The following is a 17573-nucleotide window of genomic DNA, read 5'->3' as shown; positions in this document are numbered from 1 at the left end:
ACTGTCGGCCGCGTTTGCGGGTCGTATTTGCGCGTTGTTCACTTCTCATCGTTACGGTTGACGCCATGGCGGTAGACGGTCAGGACATCCTCGACACAATCGCAGAGGCGCCCGATCCCCGCACTCTTGTCGACATCGTGCGCGCGACGACGGCGCAGCATCCCGAGGCATCGGCGATCGACGACGGGTCAGGAGCGCTCAGCTATCGCGAGATGATGGCGCGCGTGGGCGCCACGGCCGCGCGGTTACACGGGGCCGGCGTGCGTCGCGGCGACCGCGTCGGTGTGCGGATGCCCTCCGGCTCGAAGGAGCTGTACATCGCGATCCTGGGGATCCTCGCCGCAGGCGCGGCGTACGTGCCCGTCGACGCCGATGATCCCGACGAGCGTGCGCGGCTGGTCTTCGGCGAAGCCCACGTTCGCGGTGTCATCACGGGGTCCGGCGAGTACATGCCGGCAGCCGACGCCGAGGACGAGTTCGCTGCGCCGCTGTTCGCGGGCGATGCGCCGCACCCCTCGACACACGCGATCGTCGCCGTGCCGCCGCCGACGACCGAGGATGACGCGTGGATCATCTTCACCTCGGGCTCGACGGGCGTGCCCAAGGGCGTCGCGGTGTCGCACCGCTCGGCGGCAGCATTCGTCGACGCGGAAGCGCGCATCTTCCTCCAGGAGACGCCCCTGGGGCCGGACGACCGCGTGCTCGCGGGCCTGTCGGTCGCGTTCGATGCCTCGTGTGAAGAGATGTGGCTGGCGTGGCGGCACGGCGCATGTCTCGTGCCCGCGCCGCGCTCGCTCGTGCGCTCGGGCGAAGACCTCGCGCCGTGGCTGCTGCGCCAGGGCATCACGGTTGTGTCGACGGTGCCGACGCTGGCCGCGATGTGGCCGGCGGATGCCATCGAGAACGTGCGCCTGCTCATCTTCGGCGGTGAGGCCTGCCCGCCCGAGCTTGCCGCACGTCTCGCGGCCGAGGGTCGCGAAGTGTGGAACACGTACGGCCCGACCGAGGCGACCGTCGTGGCTTGCGCTGCGCCGCTCGGCGGCGATGGCCCCGTCCGTATCGGCTTGCCGCTGGACGGCTGGGCACTCGCGGTCGTGGACGGGCAGGGGCAGCCCGTGCCGGAGGGTGGCGTGGGTGAGCTCATCATCGGCGGCGTCGGCCTGGCACGTTATCTTGATCCGGCGAAGGATGCCGAGAAGTATGCGCCGATGCCGACGCTCGGCTGGGAGCGCGCCTACCGCTCGGGGGATCTCGTGCGCTTCGAATCTGAAGGCCTGATCTTCCAGGGTCGCGCGGACGATCAGGTGAAGGTCGGCGGACGCCGCATCGAGCTCGGCGAAGTCGAGTCGGCGCTGCAGGATCTGCCCGGAGTCACCGGGGCGGCCGCCGCCGTCCGCACGACCGAGGGCGGCGTGCCGGTGCTGGTCGGCTACCTCGCCGCATCGCCCGACTTCGACCGCATCGCCGCGCGCGCCGACCTCGCCACACGTCTTCCCGCGCCGATGGTTCCGCTGCTGGCCGTCGTCGACGAGCTGCCCGTCCGCACGTCGGGCAAGGTCGACCGCGCCGCGCTGCCGTGGCCGTTGCCGAACGTCGAGATCACGGCATCCGACCTTTCGCCGGGCGAAGCGTGGCTCGCGGCGCAGTGGCAGGCGGTGCTCGGCATGCCGGTCACCGACCGCTCCGTCGACTTCTTCGACCTCGGTGGCGGTTCGCTCGCCGCCGCGCAGCTCGTCTCGCGCATCCGCACGCGGGTGCCCGAGTTCGCCGTCGCCGACATCTACGACGTGCCGCGGCTGGGCGCAATGGCCAAGGCCCTCGGCACTGCGCTGCACGAGGACACGCCCGAGAGCTTCCATCGCCCCGAGCCGACGCCACGGCGCATGCAGTGGGTGCAGTCGGTGCTGAGCGTGCCGCTGTTCATCCTCACCGGCATCCGCTGGATGCTCTACCTGCTCACGGCCTCGGCGATTCTGCGGCTGTTCCCCGGGTTCGAGGTGCTGCCCGACGCCCCGCTGGGGGTCATCATCGTGGGCCTGCTGATCTTCAGCACGCCATTCGGTCGCATGGCGATCGCGGCGGCCGCCGCGCGCGTCCTGCTGTGGGGTCTGCAGCCGGGTGACTATCCGCGCGGCGGCGGGACGCACGTGCGGCTGTGGCTCGCCGAACAGATCGCCGACCAGGTCGACGCCGTGGGCCTCGCGGGCGCCCCGTGGGTCAGCTACTACGCACGCGCTCTCGGTGCCCGCATCGGCGAGGGCGTCGACCTGCACGCGCTACCCCCTATCACCGGCATGCTCGAGATCGGCGACGGCGCGGCTGTCGAGCCCGAGGTCGACCTGTCGGGCTACTGGATCGACGGCGACGTCGTGCGCATCGGCGAGATCCGCATCGGCGCGGGCGCGACGGTGGGCTCGCGCAGCACGCTCGCTCCGGGAACGCGCATCGGTCGCCGTGCCGAGATCGCCCCCGGCTCGGCCGTGTTCGGCCGCGTGCGCGCCGACCAGACCTGGGCGGGTTCACCCGCCGAGCGGGTCGGTGGCACCTCGTCGGCGCAGTGGCCGGTTGATCGCGCACCCGCTCCCACCCGGTGGCTCTGGGCCTATGCGGCATCCGCCGTCGTGCTCGCGCTGCTGCCGCTGGCAGCCTTCGCGGTCGGTGCGCTCGTCGTGGCCCGCGGCATCGCGGGGGCGGACTCGCTCGCTGCGGCGTTCGGCGGGGCGATGGCGTGGCTCGTGCCGGGCGTGATCGTCGCCGGTCTCGTCTTCGCGATCGCTGTCGTCGTCGCTGTACGCCTGCTGTCGATCGGGTTGCACGAGGGCGTCCACCCCGTGCGCAGTCGCGTCGGCTGGCAGGCGTGGACGATCGAGCGGCTGCTGGATGCCGCGCGCACGATCCTCTTCCCGCTGTACTCGAGCCTGTTCACCCCGGTGTGGCTGCGCCTGCTCGGCGCCCGCGTCGGGCGTGACGTCGAGGCATCCACCGTCCTTCTGCTGCCGTCTCTGACGCGCATCGAAGACGGCGCGTTCCTCGCCGATGACACGATGGTCGCGTCCTACGAGCTGCACGCGGGGTGGATGCGGCTGGGTGGCGTGCGCATCGGCAAGCGCGCGTTCCTCGGCAACTCCGGCATGGCCGCGCCCGGTCACCGCGTGCCGCGCGATGGCCTGGTCGCCGTGCTGTCCGCGGCGCCCGCCAAGGCCAAGCCCGGGTCGTCGTGGCTCGGATCGCCCGCCGTGCGGCTGCGGCGTCTGTCGGCGGAGGGCGACCACGAGCGCACCTACCAGCCGCCCGTACGGTTGCGCGTCGCGCGCACACTGTGGGAGCTGTGCCGCTTCATCCCCGTCGTCGTGACGTGTGCGATCGGCCTGCTCGTGCTGTTCTCGCTCGCGGCGCTCATCGAGTCGTTCGGACTGTGGTTCGCGATCCTGCTCTCCGGCGTCGTGCTGCTGCTGGCGGGCGCGGTCGCCGCGGCCGTGTCGACGGCGGCGAAGTGGCTCATCGTCGGCCCGATTCGGCCGGGCGAGCAGCCGCTGTGGTCGAGCTTCGTGTGGCGCACGGAGGTGTCCGATACGTTCACCGAGATGGTCGCCGCCCCCTGGTTCGCGCGTGCCGCGGCCGGCACACCGGCCCTCGCGGTCTGGCTGCGCTCGCTCGGGTCGAAGATCGGTCGCGGCGTGTGGTGCGACAGCTACTGGCTGCCCGAACCCGATCTGGTCACCCTCGGCGACGGATCGACCGTCAACCGGGGCTGCGTTGTGCAGACGCACCTGTTCCATGATCGAATAATGAGCATGGACGCCGTCGAACTCGAAGTCGGAGCCACTCTCGGCCCGCACAGCGTCATCCTCCCCGCGGCAACCATCGGCGCACACGCGACCGTCGGTCCTGCCTCCCTTGTCATGCGCGGTGAGACCGTTCCGGTCGGATCGCGGTGGAGCGGCAACCCCATCGGCCCGTGGCGTGCGGTCAAGGTGCGCGCCTACCAGTCGACATCGTGAGTGGCGACCCGTACACACCGCAGAGCGGGGACACCAGTTTCGACGTCGAGTCGTACGATCTCGAGCTCGATTACCGGGTGCGCACCAACCGACTGGAGGGGCACGCCACGATCAACGCCGTCGCCGCGGCGGCGATCTCGACGATCGGACTGGACCTCATCGGGCTGCGCGCGACGCGCGTGCGCGTCGACGGTGACCGGCGCACCAAGTACACGCAGGGGCCGCGCGTGCTGCGCGTCACGCTGCCGCACCGGCTCGCGGCCGGTGAGCGGTTCTCGGTCGAGGTCGTGTACGCCGGCACACCCGGCCCGCGCCGGTCGCGGTGGGGCGTCATCGGGTGGGAAGAGCTGGATGACGGCGCGCTCGTGGCGTCGCAGCCCACCGGCGCTCCGACGTGGTTCCCGTGCAACGACCGGCCCGACGACCGTGCGCGCATGCGCATCGCCGTGACGACGGATGCCGGATACCTCGCCGTCCCGACGGGGCGCCCGATCTCACGGTCGTCCCGCGCCGGTCGCACGACGGTGGTCGCGGAGTCGGCGGTGCCGGTGGCGACCTACCTCGCGGCCGTCCACGTCGGACACTACGAGCAGAGCGACCTTGCCGGCGACGAGCGGGTGCGGCTGTTCACGCCGCCCGCGCTGCGCGCGCCGGCCGCCGACGCATTCGCGCCGGTGCCGCAGATGCTCGCGCTGTTCGAGGACGTGTTCGGACCGTACCCGCAGGAGGACTGCGCGCTCGTCGTCACGCCGGACGAGTTGGAGATCCCGCTCGAGGCGCAGGGCATGGCCGTCTTCGGAGTCAACCACCTCGAGCCCGAAGAGCAGCGCCTGATCGCCCACGAGCTGGCGCACCAGTGGTTCGGCAACAGCGTCGGCATCGGCCGGTGGCGCGACATCTGGCTCAACGAGGGGTTCGCCTGCTACGCGGAGTGGCTGTGGTCGGAGGCATCCGGCGCCGCGACACTCGCGCAGGAGGCCGTGGCGCACTATGCGCGACTGCGGGCGCTGCCGAAGGATCTCGTGCTCGGCGATCCCGGACCCGAGCTGATGTTCGACGACCGCGTCTACAAGCGCGGCGCTCTCACGCTCTATGCGCTGCGGTGTGAGCTCGGCGCCGAGCCGTTCGCCCGTCTGCTGCGCGAGTGGACCGCGACACACCAACACGGTCTCGCGACCGACGACGACTTCCGTCACCTCGCGGCGCAGATCGCCGGCCGTGACCTCGCTCCGCTGTTCACCGCGTGGGTCGACGAGCGCTCGCTGCCGCGGCTGCCTAAGCTCGCCGCGGGCTGAGAATCGCAGCGCTGACCAGGATGCCCGGGGGAGTGGCCGTGGGCTCCCAGCCGTCCGCGACCACGGCGACCCGCCCGGGGATCGTCGCCGTCCAGCCGCCGGGGCGGCCCGCGACCGAGACCACCGCTGGGTCGACGCGCAGGCCGCGGCTGTCGGCTTTCAGCGTCGCTTCGACGCGCACCCACCGCAGCAGTCCGCCCGGGATGCCGGCGGCGTCGCGCGTCGGGTCGACGAGCGGCTCGGCGTCGATCGCGAAGCCCGGCGCCGTCGCCGGGTACACGCCCGCGACGGCGAGACCTCCCGCGTAGCTGACGGATGCCCGCCACGGCGCGCCCGTCACGTGCAGCGGGCCGTGCGCTCCGCCGCAGTGCGGACAGGCCTGTTCGAAGGCCACTTCAGGCCAGCCTTCGGCGGCGAGCAGGCCGCGCAGCAGATCCCGCGCGACCTCGCGGCGCTGCGCGCGATCGGGTGGCACCGGTGCCCAGGCGAGCCGCAGGCCGCCGTCGTCAGGCTCCACGCGGCTAGATCTTGGGCTCGTGCGTCTCGATCGCGACGATGCCCGATCCCGGATTCGTCGCCGAGAGGTGCACGACCGAGAACGCACCCGGGTCGAGTGCCGAGGCGCTGCCGAGGTACGAGCCGCGCAGCGTGCCGGTCGCGAGCGCCAGTTCGCTGAGGATGCCGGGCAGCACGGGCCCGTGACTGCACAGCACGGCGGGCTTGCGCGATCGCACGCGCTTGCCGACGATCGTGCGCACGTCGGAAGTGCCCGCTTCCCAGGCATCCTGCCCGAGGTGCGTCGTGCGAGTGATCGTGCGGCCGGTCGCGGCGGCCAGTGGCGTCACGGTCGAAACGCACCGTGTCGCGTCACTGGAGACGATCTTGCGGACGCCGAACGCCTGCAGCTGACCGGCGAGGCAGGATGCCTGCCGGGCGCCGCGGCCGGTCAGCGGGCGCTGCACGTCGGTGCCGTTCCAGTCTTCGCGGTCGACGGCCTTGGCGTGGCGCAGGACGACGATCGGGAAGGTCGCGAGCACGCCGTCGTCGACATAGCGCAGGAACTGCTCGAGGATCTCGACATCGACCGGATACGACAGGTAGTCGAGCGCCTTGCGCGGCGCGATCCACTCGATCGCCGCGATCTCCTTGTTCGGCACGAACGCGGAGGCGCGGATGGCGTCGTCGGTCGCCTCGGCCGACCAGTAGTGCACGATCTTCTGTCGCTTGTTCGGCATGCGGTAGCGCGAGACACCGACCGGGATGCCCAGGGCGACACGGATGCCGGTCTCTTCGAAGATCTCGCGCACGGCGGTCTCGGCGAGCGTCTCACCGGGATCGACCTTGCCCTTGGGCAGCGTGACGTCGGCGTACGCCGTGCGATGGATGACGAGCACTCGCAGCTTTCCCTCGACCAGGCGCCAGAGCACGCCACCAGCCGCGTAGACGGCTGTGTCGGTCATCGCACCACCCGTCCGCGGCGGCGCCGCTGGACCTGCGTCATGGTGCGATCCTGCAGATCGAGCAGCGGCTTGCCGGCGGCGTCGATGCTGTGACGCACCCAGCCGCCCTCGGACTCGAGGTGCCACGAGCTCGTCTCGTCGCCCATCGCGAGGTCGAACAAGTCGACGAGTTCCTTGACGTGGGCGGGGGCGATGACGCGCACGAGCGCCTCGACGCGACGGTCGAGGTTGCGGTGCATCATGTCGGCGCTGCCGATGTAGACCTCGGGCTCGCCGTCGTTCTCGAACGCGAAGATGCGGGAGTGCTCGAGGTAGCGACCGAGGATCGAGCGGACCGTGATGTTCTCGCTCACGCCGGGCAGTCCTACCTTGAGCGAGCAGATGCCGCGCACCCAGACATCCACCTGCACGCCGGCCTGGCTCGCCCGGTACAGCGCGTCGATGATCTGCTCGTCGACCATCGAGTTGACCTTGATGCGGATGCGGGCCTTCTTGCCGTCGAGGGCGTTGCGGCGCTCGTTCTCGATGAGCCGCAGCAGGCCCTTGCGCAGGTGCAGCGGGGCGACGAGCAGACGCTTGAACTTCTTCTCGATCGCGTAGCCGCTCAGCTCGTTGAACAGGCGGGTGAGGTCGCGGCCCACCTGCTCGTCGGCGGTGAACAGACCGAAATCCTCGTACAGCCGGCTCGTCTTGGGGTTGTAGTTGCCCGTGCCGATGTGGCTGTAGCTGCGCAGTGCGCCGTCTTCCTCGCGGATGACGTGCAGCAGCTTGCAGTGGGTCTTCAGCCCCACGAGGCCGTAGACGACGTGCACGCCGGCCTTCTCGAGCTTGCGCGCCCACACGATGTTGTTGGCTTCATCGAACCGCGCCTTGACCTCGACGAGGGCCAGCACCTGCTTGCCGCGCTCGGCGGCGTCGATGAGGGCCTGCACGATGGGGCTGTCGCCCGACGTGCGGTACAGCGTCTGCTTGATGGCGAGCACGTGCGGGTCGCGCGCGGCCTGCTCGAGGAACGCCACGACGCTCGTGGTGAACGACTCGTACGGGTGGTGCACGAGCACGTCCGCCTTGCGGATCGCCGCGAAGATGTCGGCACGGCCGTTCTGCTCGGCCGGCTGGAACGCGGTCGCGGTCACCGGGACGTGGGGCGTGTAGTGCAGATCGGGACGCTTGATGCGGGCCAGATCGAACAGACCGCGCAGGTCGAGCGGCCCGGGCAGGCGGTAGACCTCCTGGTCGGTGACCTCGAGCTCGTTCAGGAGCAGGTCGAGGGTGACCTCGTCCATCTCCTCGGTGACCTCGAGGCGGATCGGCGGGCCGAAGCGGCGCCGCAGCAGCTCGGCTTCGAGCGCCTGGATGAGGTTCTCTGTCTCGTCCTCCTCGATCACGACGTCTTCGTTGCGGGTGAGGCGGAAGGCGTGGTGCTCGAGGATCTCCATGCCGGGGAACAGGTCTCCCAGGTGGTGCGCGATGAGCTGCTCGAGTGGCAGATAGCGGGCGCGTCCCGCCGTGTTGCCGGGGACGGCGACGACGCGGGGGAGCATCGGCGGCACCTTGAGGCGCGCGAACTCCTGCCGGCCCGTCTTGGCGTTGCGGATGCGGATCGCGAGGTTCAGCGACAGGCCGGAGATGTACGGGAACGGGTGTGCCGGGTCGACCGCGAGCGGCATGAGGACGGGGAACACCTGTGTCTGGAAGTACTCGTAGAGGGCCGACTGCTCGTCCTCGGTCAGGGCATCCCAGGTGAGCACCTCGATCCCGGCTTCCGTCAGTGCCGGCTGCACCTCGTCGAGCCACACGCGGGCGTGACGCAGCTGCAGCGCGTGCGCGCTCTCGGAGATGTCGGCCAGGACGTCCTGCGGCGCGCGACCGACGTTGGTCGGCACGGCCAGGCCCGTCATGATGCGGCGCTTGAGCCCAGCGACGCGCACCATGAAGAACTCGTCGAGGTTGCTCGCGAAGATCGCCAGGAAGTTCGCGCGCTCCAGCAGCGGCAGTGCGGGATCTTCCGCGAGTTCCAGTACCCGCTGATTGAACGCGAGCCAGCTGAGCTCGCGGTCCATGTAGCGGTGATCGGGCAGTTGCGAATCGTCGAACTCGACCATCTCGTCGAAGTCGTCGTCGTCAGCATCGCCCAGACCGGTGTCCAGAACGTCGGTGTCGATCATTCCCTCATCATTGCAGGCGAAGGTGACCGGCGCGTTAACCGATCAGGCGCCCGAGTGCTCGCGGGGGGTGGATGCCTGATCGTCTTCGTAGACGTTGAAGCGGTAGCCCACGTTGCGGACCGTGCCGATGAGCTGCTCGAGATCGCCGAGCTTCGCGCGCAGGCGCCGCACGTGCACGTCGACGGTGCGCGTGCCGCCGAAGTAGTCGTAGCCCCAGACTTCGCTGAGCAGCTGCTCGCGCGTGAACACGCGCGAGGGGTGCGTCGCGAAGAAGTGCAGCAGCTGGAACTCCTTGTAGGTGAGGTCCAGCGGCTTGCCGTGCACCTTGGCCGAATACGAGGACTCGTCGATCGTGATGCCGGAGGTCTGGATGCGGCTCGAGACCTGTTCGGCAGACTGGCGGCCGACCGCGAGACGGATGCGCGCGTCGACCTCAGCGGGACCGGCGCCGTGCAGGATCACGTCGTCGATGCCCCAGTCGGTCGACACCGCGGTGAGGCCGCCCTCGGTGACCACGAGGACCAGCGGTGCGTCCAGCCCCGTCGTGTTCAGGATCTTGCACAGCGACTTCGCCGCGACGAGGTCGGCACGCGCGTCGACGAAGATGACGTCGGCGCTCGGCGCGTTCACCAGCTGCGCGGGCTCGGCGGGAATCTGCCGCACGCGATGGCTCAGCAGCTCGAGCGCAGGCAGGACGGCGCCTCCGCCCAGGGCGGAACTCAAGACGAGAAGCTGAGCCATGCGGTCCCTTCCGGTCCGCTGAGCGGGCCGTGTGCCCATCTTAGGACGTCGACGGATGCCGCCGGCGCCGCGTGCGGATGCATCGGAGGCATCCGTCGGTCATGATGGAACCATGACGATTCCAGGCCTCGCCCCGCGTGCCGGTCTCGGCGGCATCGTGGCGGTGTGGGCTGCCGCCGCCGTCATCGCCGTCGCGATCGGTCTGGCTGCACCCAGCGAATGGCGCGCGGCATGGATGCCGGTGGGCCTGGCGGGCTGCCTCATCCTGGCCTTCACGATCCAGCTGCTCGGCGGTCACGCCGAGGGGTTCATCCGCCGGGTCGCGGCGAGCGTGCTCGGCGCCATGCTCGTGATGGGCCTGATCGGGCTCGGCCTGGGGCTCGCGAGCCTGTTCTCGGTGTGAGCCGATGAGCCGCCGGTACGGCGCGACGCGATAGAGTGAAGCCATGGACCTCGTTGCACTCGAACTCTTCTTCGTCGGGTTGCTCGCGCTCGCCTCGCTCGCGATCGTCTTCGTGTCGGGTGTCGTGATCAAGAACCTGTACCGCGGCCAGCGCTGAGCGCCGTGATCGACCTTCCGACCGATCTCCCGGCGGACATCGTCCCGCTGTCGTGGCTGCTGGGCGTCTGGGAGGGCACCGGCGTCATCGACCACGAGGTCGGCGGCACGCACGTCACCGGCGAGTTCGCCCACCGCGTGAGCTTCAGCCATGACGGCGGAGACTACGTGAACTACGCCGCGAGCGCGTGGCTGCTCGGCGAGGGCGAGGCCCGCACGCCCCTGGTCGCCGAGACCGGCTACTGGCGTCTCGCGCGGCCCGCCGACGAGTTCGACGCGGGCCCCGCGCTGCTGCCGCCGCTCGCGGCGCGCGAGACCCGCCGCACCGCCGACGACGTCGAGGCGCTGCGCAGCGCGGAGGGCGGCTTCGAGCTCGAGGTCGCGATCGTCCACTCCGACGGCATCAGCGAGCTCTACCTCGGGCAGGTGCGCGGCCCGCGCATCGACCTGGCGACGGATGCCATCGTGCGCCCCTCCGGCGCGAAGGCGTACACCGCCGCGACGCGCATGTACGGACTCGTCGACGGCCACCTGCTGTGGGCCTGGGACATCGCCGCCCTCGGCGGCACGCTGGCCTCGCACGCGTCGGCGCGCCTGGCCCGGGCGGAGTGAGCGACGTGTCCGACCCGTTCGCTGCCGTGCCCGGCGCCGTCGTCGACGACGAGGGACTCGTCCACGTCGGCTCGCCGCACCGCGAGCAGCGTGATCTCGCCGCCGGCCGCGCGCTCGCGCCGCTGGCGTCCCGCGCGGTGCTGACCGTCACCGGCCCCGACCGGTTGAGCTGGCTCGACTCGATCACGTCGCAGGCTCTGACGGCCCTCGAACCCGCAGCGAGCACCGAGCTTCTCGTCCTCGACCCGCAGGGCCATGTCGAGCACGCCGCGGCCGTCGTCGACGACGGCGAGGTGACGTGGCTGATCGTCGATCGGTCTCGCGCGCAGGCGCTGTTGACCTGGCTGACGCGCATGCGCTTCCGCCTGCGCGTCGACCCGCAGGATGCCTCCGAGACGCACCGCGTCGTCGCCGGCACGGCCGCCGCCGTCGCGGGGCTGCGCGCGGCCGCCGTCTGGCACGACCCGTGGCCGGGAATCGCCGCAGGCGGCTGGGGTTACGCCGCCGTCGACCCGCATCCGGGCGCCGAGCGTGACTGGGCGGAGGCGATCGTCGACGTCGCCGAGTACGAGCGCATCGCCGACGCGGCCGCCGCGGGCGAGCAGCCCCTCGCGGGCCTGATCGCCGCCGAGGCGCTGCGCGTCGCAGCGTGGCGGCCGCGCGCCGACCGCGAAGCGGACGGGCGCACCCTGCCGCACGAAGTGGACTGGCTGCGCACCGCGGTGCACCTGGACAAGGGCTGCTACCGCGGGCAGGAGACTGTCGCGAAGGTGCACAATCTGGGGCATCCGCCACGCCGCCTCGTCGCTCTGCAGCTCGACGGCAGCGACGGCACACTGCCCGCCCCCGGCGCAGACGTCGCGCTCGACGGCGAGATCGTCGGCGCCGTCACGTCGGCAGCCCGCCACTTCGAGGAGGGGCCGATCGCGCTCGCGCTGATCAAGCGCACGACACCGGTTGACGCGACCCTCGTGGTGACCACCGACGACGGCACGGTCGCCGCCGCGCAAGAGACGATCGTGCCGCCCGATGCCGGGCGCACCGCCGCCGTGCCCCGTCTGCCGCGCCTCTCGCGCCGCCGCTGAGGCGTCATGAGCGGGTCTGAACCCACGCCCGAGACCACGGCCGTGCCCACGGGTCTGCGCGCACGGTTGTCGCCGCGCGGCGGCGCCGAGCGGGTGCGCGAGTCGCTGCCGGCGATCGCGCAGATCACGATCGCCGCGACGGTCGCCTTCGCGTTCGCGCACTATCTGCTGGGTCACCCGGTGCCGCTGCTGGCGGCGACCGTGACGATCTCCAGCCTCGGCCTCGTGCGCGATGCGCGGCCCCTGCGCGTGCTGGAGACCGTCGTCGGCATGATCGTGGGCATCCTCATCGCCGAGCTCATCGTGCTCGTCGCCGGCATCGGCTGGTGGCAGCTGGGGCTCACGCTCGCGGCGACCCTCATCGTCGCGCGGTTCCTCTCCGAGCAGCCCGCGTTCGCGATCGCCGCGGCGATCCAGTCGGCGATCGTCATGGTGATCCCGGCGAGCGTGCCGTTCTTGCGCCTGATCGACGGCGTCGTCGGCGGCATCGCGGCGCTGCTGGTGACCGCGCTCATCCCGCGCAGCCCGCTGCGCGCGATCACGCGCGAGGGCGCCGACGTGTTCGCCGCGTTCGATCAGGCCGTGACGACGCTCGTGCAGGCCCTGCGCCGCGCCGATCCGCGGCGCGCCGAGCGGGGGCTGATGAAGGCGCGCGCGCTGCAGGGGCCCGTGGATGCCTGGCGCGCCGGCATCGAGTCGGGAATCGCGATCGCTCGGATCTCGCCGTTCCTGCGCAGTCAGCGCACGGAGTTCGAGCGGCAGGAGCGCATCCGGGCGCAGCTCGACCTCGCGATCCGCAACCTGCGGGTGATCGGCCGGCGAGTCGTGTACCTGTGCGACGACGGTGTGGCGCGCCCCGTCGCGGCAGACCTGCTCACCGAGCTCGGCGCGGGGGCGCGGATGATCTCGGAGTCGCTCGCCGACATCGCCTACGAGCCCGCCGCGCGCGAAGCGGTGCGCGCCGTCGCGTCGCGGCTCGACGCGGCCGCGCTCGCCGCCGGCCGGTCGAGCGTCGACCAGAACCTCATCGGAGCGCTGCGCCCCCTCGCCGTCGACCTCATGACCGCGGCGGGGATGCCTACCGCCGAGGCCCGCGCGGCTCTGCCGCGCACGTGAACCACAGCGGCGCTGCCGCGCACCTGACGCCTACTTCGGCGCGACGATCCTCCACGGCACGGTGACCTCACCGAGACGCCAGCGCGCGCGGCCCTGCACGGGCCAGCCGGCATCTGCGAGCGCCTGCAGCGCCGTGCGCCAGCGGTGCTCGGGGCCGAACGCCGAGGATGCCACCGCGCGCACCCACTCGGTCTCCAGCGCCGCGAGGAACGCGTGCACGCCCTCGCCGGGGACGTTGTGGTGGATGAGCGCCTTCGGCAGGCGCTCGGCGGCGATCGAGGGGGAGTTCAGCCCCGCGAGCCGCAGTGACAGCGTGAGGGTGCGCGGCGCGGCATCCGGCCCCACCTCGATCCACGTGCACACGCGCCCCAGTTCGTCGCACGTGCCCTCGACGAGCATGCCGCCCGGCTGCAGGCGCGCGCACATGCGTGCCCAGGCATCCGGCACCTCGCCCTCGTTGTACTGGCGCAGCACGTTGAACGCGCGGATCACGGCCGCGCGCCGCCCCGCAGGCAGCGGAACCTCGAAGCCGCCGCGCGCGAACGACACGTGCGCGTCGGGCGCGAACGACGTCGCCCCGGCGCGGACGTCGGCCAGCTGCGCGCTCGCGCGGGCCACGCGCGCGGGGTCGATCTCGAGCCCCACGACCTCGACGTCGGGCCGCGCGCGGCGCAGGCGCGCCTCCAGCTCGAGCACTGTCACCCCGCTCGCGCCGTAGCCGAGATCGACCACGAGCGGGTCGCTCGCGCGGCGCAACACGGGGTGCCGGGCGATCCACCGATCGATGCGGCGCAGCCGGTTCGTGTTGGTCGTGCCGCGGGTGATCTGACCCACCACGCCCCGCGCGGGCGGCGGAGCTTTTTCCGGCGACATCACCCCATGATGCCAGCGCCCGGATCGATAGGATGGCGGCATGACCGCTCCCTACACGTTGATCCTCCTCCGCCACGGGCAGAGCGAGTGGAACAAGACGAACCAGTTCACCGGTTGGGTGGATGTCCGCCTCACCGAGCAGGGCAAGGCCGAGGCCGCGCGCGGCGGCGAGCTGCTGAAGGAATCGGGCATCCTGCCTGACGTCCTGCACACCTCCGTGCTCAGCCGCGCCATCCAGACCGCCAACATCGCGCTCGATTCCGCCGACCGGCTGTGGATTCCCGTCAAGCGCTCGTGGCGTCTCAACGAGCGGCACTACGGCGCGCTGCAGGGCAAGGACAAGGCCCAGACCCTGGAAGAGTTCGGCAACGAGCAGTTCATGCTGTGGCGCCGCTCGTTCGACGTTCCGCCGCCGCCGCTTCCCGCTGACGACGAGTACAGCCAGGTGGGCGACCCGCGCTACGTCGGGATCGACGGTGAGGTGCCCGACACCGAGTCGCTGAAGATCGTCATCGACCGGATGCTGCCGTACTGGGAGTCCGACATCAAGCCCGACCTCGCGGCCGGCAAGACCGTGCTCGTCACGGCGCACGGCAACTCGCTGCGCGGCCTGGTCAAGCACCTCGACGGCATCAGCGACGCCGACATCGCCGAGCTGAACATCCCGACGGGCATCCCGCTGGTCTACACGCTCGGCGAGGACTTCACGCCGCTCGAGCCCGCCCGCTACCTCGACCCCGAGGCCGCCGCTGCCGGCGCCGCCGCGGTCGCGAACCAGGGCAAGAAGGCCTGACGCGCGCACACGTCACAAAAACGGGAGGGGATGCCACCTGGCGTCCCCTCCCGTTTTCTGTCGAAGTGTTCAGCCCTCGTCGGTGGCCGGTGCCGTCTCGGCGACCAGGGCGTTGATCGAGTCGGTGTCGCTGGTCCAGTCGCCGGTCGCGAGGTAGGCGACCTTCTTGGCCACCGACAGCGCGTGGTCGGCGAAGCGCTCGAGGTAGCGGCTGGCCAGGGTGGCGTCGACGGTCGCGCCGGCCTCGCCCTGCCAGTTCTCGCTGAGGACCTTCTCGAAGACGGCGAGGTGGCGGTCATCGAGCTGGTCGTCGAGGGCGCGCAGCGTCTCGACGAGGCTGAGGTCTTCGTTGCGCAGCAGCTCGGTGAGCGTGCGCGACACCTCGACGTCGAGCTCGCCCATCTTCGTGAAGGTGCTCTTCAGGCCCTTCGGGATGGCGCGCTCGGGGAAGCGCATGCGGGTCAGCTGCGCGATGTGCTCTGCGATGTCGCCCATGCGCTCGAGCGAAGCGCTCACGCGCAGCGCTGCGACGACGATGCGCAGGTCGCGGGCGACCGGCTGCTGACGCGCGAGGATCTGGATGGCCAGTTCGTCCAGCGCGATCGCCTTGTCGTCGATGACCTGGTCTTCTTCGATGACTTCTTCGGCGAGCGTGACATCGCTCGAGCCGAACGCACGCGTCGCCTTCTCAATGGCGACGGTGACAAGCTCAGAGATCTCGACCAGACGCGCCTGCACGTCCTCGAGTGACTGGTGGAAGACTTCGCGCATCAGGAACCTCTCCTTGGGCTGTCAGGGGCGATCGGATCGCGTTCTCCGGCGATACCGGGCCGCGCTGATCCTGCCGTTCGAAGGTTAACGAACGGTGCTGCTGTGGTGAACAGTGCACACGGTGACGCCGGGACATTCGTCATGCGTCGGCCGTAGGTGTGGGCCCAGCCTACGCTGGGGGGATGGACTCGACGCAGGTGGCGCTCGTGGCGCTCGCGCTGGGTGCACTGATCGGTGGTGGCCTGGCCGCTCTCGTGCTGATCGCTCTGCGCGCCCGCGACCGGGCACGCGTGGAGGCATCCCTCGAATTGCCCGACGGTGCGCGGGCGGTCTTGCAGGGGATGGACGAGGTAGCCGTCGTCGTCGATACGTCGCTGCTGATCGTCGCGGCATCCACCCCCGCCGAGATGTTCGGCATGCTCGAGGGGTATTCGCTGCCGAGCGACGAGTTGCGCGCGGTCGTGCGCTCGGCGCGTCGCACCGACAGCGCCGACACCGGGTCGATGCGGCTGCGGCGCGGGGTCGAGCAACGCCTCGTGACGGCGCGCGCGAGCGTCATCACGCCCCGGCTGACTCTTGTCGTCGTGCGCGACATCACCGAGCATGAGCGGGTCGAGGAGATGCGCCGCGACTTCGTCTCGAACACGAGCCACGAGCTGAAGACCCCGGTCGGCGCCGTCACCCTGCTCGCCGAGGCGATCGAGTCGGCCGCCGACGACCCCGAGCAGGTGCGGCACTTCGCGGGCCGGCTCGCCGGTGAAGCGGCCCGTCTCGGGCAGCTGACCTCGCGCATCATGAACCTGTCGCGGCTGCAGTCGGCCGACGACCTCACCGAACTGCGCGATGTGTCGGTCGACGCGGTCGTCGCCAGCGCGATCGAGTCGCAGTCGATCACTGCCGCCGGTGCCGGCATCACGATCGCCCGCGGTGGCGTGCGCGGCGCGTACGTCCGCGGTGACGTGCAGGTGCTCACCGAGGCGATCGCCAACCTCGTCGCGAACGCGGTGGCCTACTCGCCCGAGGGCGGGCAGGTCGGGGTCGGCGTGAGCGCGATCGACGGCGTCGTCGAGATTGCGGTGACCGATCGGGGCATAGGTATTCCCGAGAGCGAGCAGCAGCGCGTGTTCGAACGGTTCTATCGTGCTGATCAGGCGCGTTCACGGCGCACCGGTGGGACGGGCCTTGGCCTGTCGATCGTCAAATATGCCGTGCAGCGTCACGGCGGCGAGGTCGAGCTGTGGTCGCGCCCGGGGCGCGGTTCGACATTCACGGTACGGCTACCCGCGATCAATGCTCCGGAAGGCGCTGAACTCGAGCTCAAGCGCCGCAAGAAGAAAAAGAAGAAGAAGTTGAAGGAAGCCCGCGAGGTCTCGCGGGTGAAGGGAGAGACTCCATGACCCGCGTCCTGATCGTCGAGGACGAACCCGACCTCGCCGACCCGCTGGCCTACCTTCTGCGCCGCGAGGGCTTCGACGTCGAGATCGCCGAAGACGGCCCCGCCGCCCTCGAGGCCTTCTCGGCGCGCGGCGCCGACATCGTGCTGCTCGACCTCATGCTGCCCGGGATGCCCGGGACGGAGGTCTGCCGGGTCATCCGCACGACCTCGAAGACGCCGATCATCATGCTGACAGCGAAGGACTCTGAGGTCGACATCGTCGTCGGTCTCGAGCTCGGCGCCGACGACTACGTCACGAAGCCGTACTCGTCGCGCGAGCTGCTCGCGCGCATGCGGGCTGTGCTGCGTCGCTCGGAGGTCGGCGAAGAGGTCGACCTCGACGACCGGATCGTCGACGGCGGCCGTGTCGTGATCGACATCGATCGCCACACGGTGTCGGTGGACGGCGAGATCATCCCCATGCCTCTGAAGGAGTTCGAGCTGCTCGAGGTGCTCATGCGCAACGCCGGCCGCGTGCTGACCCGCGGTCAGCTGATTGACCGCGTGTGGGGGAGCGACTACTTCGGCGACACCAAGACGCTCGACGTGCACATCAAGCGCATCCGCTCGCGCATCGAGCGCAACCCTGGCGAGCCGGTGATGCTGCTCACCGTGCGCGGGCTCGGCTACCGCTTCGAGGCGTAAACGGGACCTACGACGAAGC

General features: G+C 70.8%; 15 protein-coding genes. 9 read left to right on the top strand and 6 right to left on the bottom strand.

Features of this window, described 5'->3' with window-relative positions:
* Window positions 1–65 precede the first annotated feature (65 nt).
* Window positions 66–4001: a Pls/PosA family non-ribosomal peptide synthetase gene (locus tag BGO46_RS13660; protein ID WP_292675063.1), complete on the top strand. Its 3936-nt coding sequence runs from the start codon at window positions 66–68 to the stop codon at window positions 3999–4001.
* Window positions 3998–5296 carry a M1 family metallopeptidase gene (locus BGO46_RS13655; RefSeq protein WP_292675066.1) on the top strand — a complete coding sequence of 433 codons (1299 nt, stop codon included), beginning with the start codon at window positions 3998–4000 and terminating at the stop codon, window positions 5294–5296. The genes BGO46_RS13660 and BGO46_RS13655 overlap by 4 nt, the downstream gene beginning before the upstream one ends.
* Here the strand turns inward: BGO46_RS13655 and BGO46_RS13650 are convergent.
* Genes BGO46_RS13650 through BGO46_RS13635 form a run of 4 tightly spaced genes read right to left on the bottom strand, consistent with a single transcriptional unit; the run spans window position 5277 to window position 9665 of the window.
* Window positions 5277–5813: a chemotaxis protein CheY gene (locus BGO46_RS13650; RefSeq protein WP_292675070.1), complete on the bottom strand. Its 537-nt coding sequence runs from the start codon at window positions 5811–5813 to the stop codon at window positions 5277–5279. The genes BGO46_RS13655 and BGO46_RS13650 overlap by 20 nt on opposite strands.
* Before the next feature lie 4 nt (window positions 5814–5817).
* Window positions 5818–6756: an NUDIX domain-containing protein gene (locus BGO46_RS13645; RefSeq protein ID WP_292675072.1), complete on the bottom strand. Its 939-nt coding sequence runs from the start codon at window positions 6754–6756 to the stop codon at window positions 5818–5820.
* The gene (locus BGO46_RS13640) at window positions 6753–8924 is read right to left on the bottom strand and encodes an RNA degradosome polyphosphate kinase (protein ID WP_292675075.1); all 2172 of its coding nucleotides are present in this window, start codon (window positions 8922–8924) and stop codon (window positions 6753–6755) included. Before BGO46_RS13640 ends, BGO46_RS13645 begins: the two co-directional genes overlap by 4 nt.
* A gap of 42 nt (window positions 8925–8966) precedes the next feature.
* Entirely contained in the window at window positions 8967–9665 is a 699-nt protein-coding gene (locus BGO46_RS13635; protein WP_292675077.1) for a response regulator transcription factor, read from the bottom strand.
* 112 nt (window positions 9666–9777) lie between these two features.
* Here BGO46_RS13635 and BGO46_RS13630 point away from each other — a divergent pair, with 112 nt between their 5' ends.
* The 4 genes from BGO46_RS13630 to BGO46_RS13615 all read left to right on the top strand — a co-directional run bounded on the left by BGO46_RS13630 (window position 9778) and on the right by BGO46_RS13615 (window position 13037).
* Window positions 9778–10068: a hypothetical protein gene (locus BGO46_RS13630; RefSeq protein WP_292675080.1), complete on the top strand. Its 291-nt coding sequence runs from the start codon at window positions 9778–9780 to the stop codon at window positions 10066–10068.
* A gap of 162 nt (window positions 10069–10230) precedes the next feature.
* On the top strand, window positions 10231–10836 hold the full coding sequence (locus BGO46_RS13625; RefSeq protein ID WP_292675082.1) for an FABP family protein: 606 nt from the start codon (window positions 10231–10233) through the stop codon (window positions 10834–10836).
* A gap of 5 nt (window positions 10837–10841) precedes the next feature.
* Window positions 10842–11921 carry a glycine cleavage T C-terminal barrel domain-containing protein gene (locus BGO46_RS13620; protein ID WP_292675163.1) on the top strand — a complete coding sequence of 360 codons (1080 nt, stop codon included), beginning with the start codon at window positions 10842–10844 and terminating at the stop codon, window positions 11919–11921.
* Window positions 11922–11927: 6 nt separating this feature from the next.
* Complete coding sequence (locus BGO46_RS13615; RefSeq protein ID WP_292675084.1) at window positions 11928–13037, top strand: FUSC family protein; 1110 nt, start codon at window positions 11928–11930, stop codon at window positions 13035–13037.
* A 30-nt stretch (window positions 13038–13067) separates the two neighbouring features.
* On the opposite strand, the gene BGO46_RS13610 is transcribed toward BGO46_RS13615, so the two are convergent.
* Window positions 13068–13910 carry a class I SAM-dependent methyltransferase gene (locus BGO46_RS13610; protein WP_292675086.1) on the bottom strand — a complete coding sequence of 281 codons (843 nt, stop codon included), beginning with the start codon at window positions 13908–13910 and terminating at the stop codon, window positions 13068–13070.
* 40 nt (window positions 13911–13950) lie between these two features.
* On the opposite strand from BGO46_RS13610, the gene BGO46_RS13605 reads away from it, so the two are divergent.
* Window positions 13951–14703 (top strand): phosphoglyceromutase, encoded by a 753-nt coding sequence (locus BGO46_RS13605; RefSeq protein WP_292675088.1) that lies wholly within the window; start codon window positions 13951–13953, stop codon window positions 14701–14703.
* A gap of 69 nt (window positions 14704–14772) precedes the next feature.
* Here the strand turns inward: BGO46_RS13605 and phoU are convergent, their stop codons facing one another.
* Window positions 14773–15474, bottom strand: a complete 702-nt coding sequence (gene phoU / locus BGO46_RS13600; protein WP_292675091.1) for a phosphate signaling complex protein PhoU — start codon at window positions 15472–15474, stop codon at window positions 14773–14775.
* A 182-nt stretch (window positions 15475–15656) separates the two neighbouring features.
* Here phoU and BGO46_RS13595 point away from each other — a divergent pair, with 182 nt between their 5' ends.
* Both BGO46_RS13595 and BGO46_RS13590 read left to right on the top strand, forming a co-directional pair.
* Window positions 15657–16871: an ATP-binding protein gene (locus BGO46_RS13595; protein ID WP_292675094.1), complete on the top strand. Its 1215-nt coding sequence runs from the start codon at window positions 15657–15659 to the stop codon at window positions 16869–16871.
* Window positions 16868–17554 (top strand): response regulator transcription factor, encoded by a 687-nt coding sequence (locus tag BGO46_RS13590; RefSeq protein ID WP_292675097.1) that lies wholly within the window; start codon window positions 16868–16870, stop codon window positions 17552–17554. The genes BGO46_RS13595 and BGO46_RS13590 overlap by 4 nt, the downstream gene beginning before the upstream one ends.
* The last annotated feature ends 19 nt before the right edge of the window (window positions 17555–17573 follow it).

This window comes from Microbacterium sp. 70-16, from assembly GCF_001898315.1.
Taxonomy (GTDB): domain Bacteria; phylum Actinomycetota; class Actinomycetes; order Actinomycetales; family Microbacteriaceae; genus Microbacterium.
The sequence above is the reverse complement of the archived record's forward strand: the minus strand, read 5'-3'. Positions and strand labels throughout refer to the sequence as shown.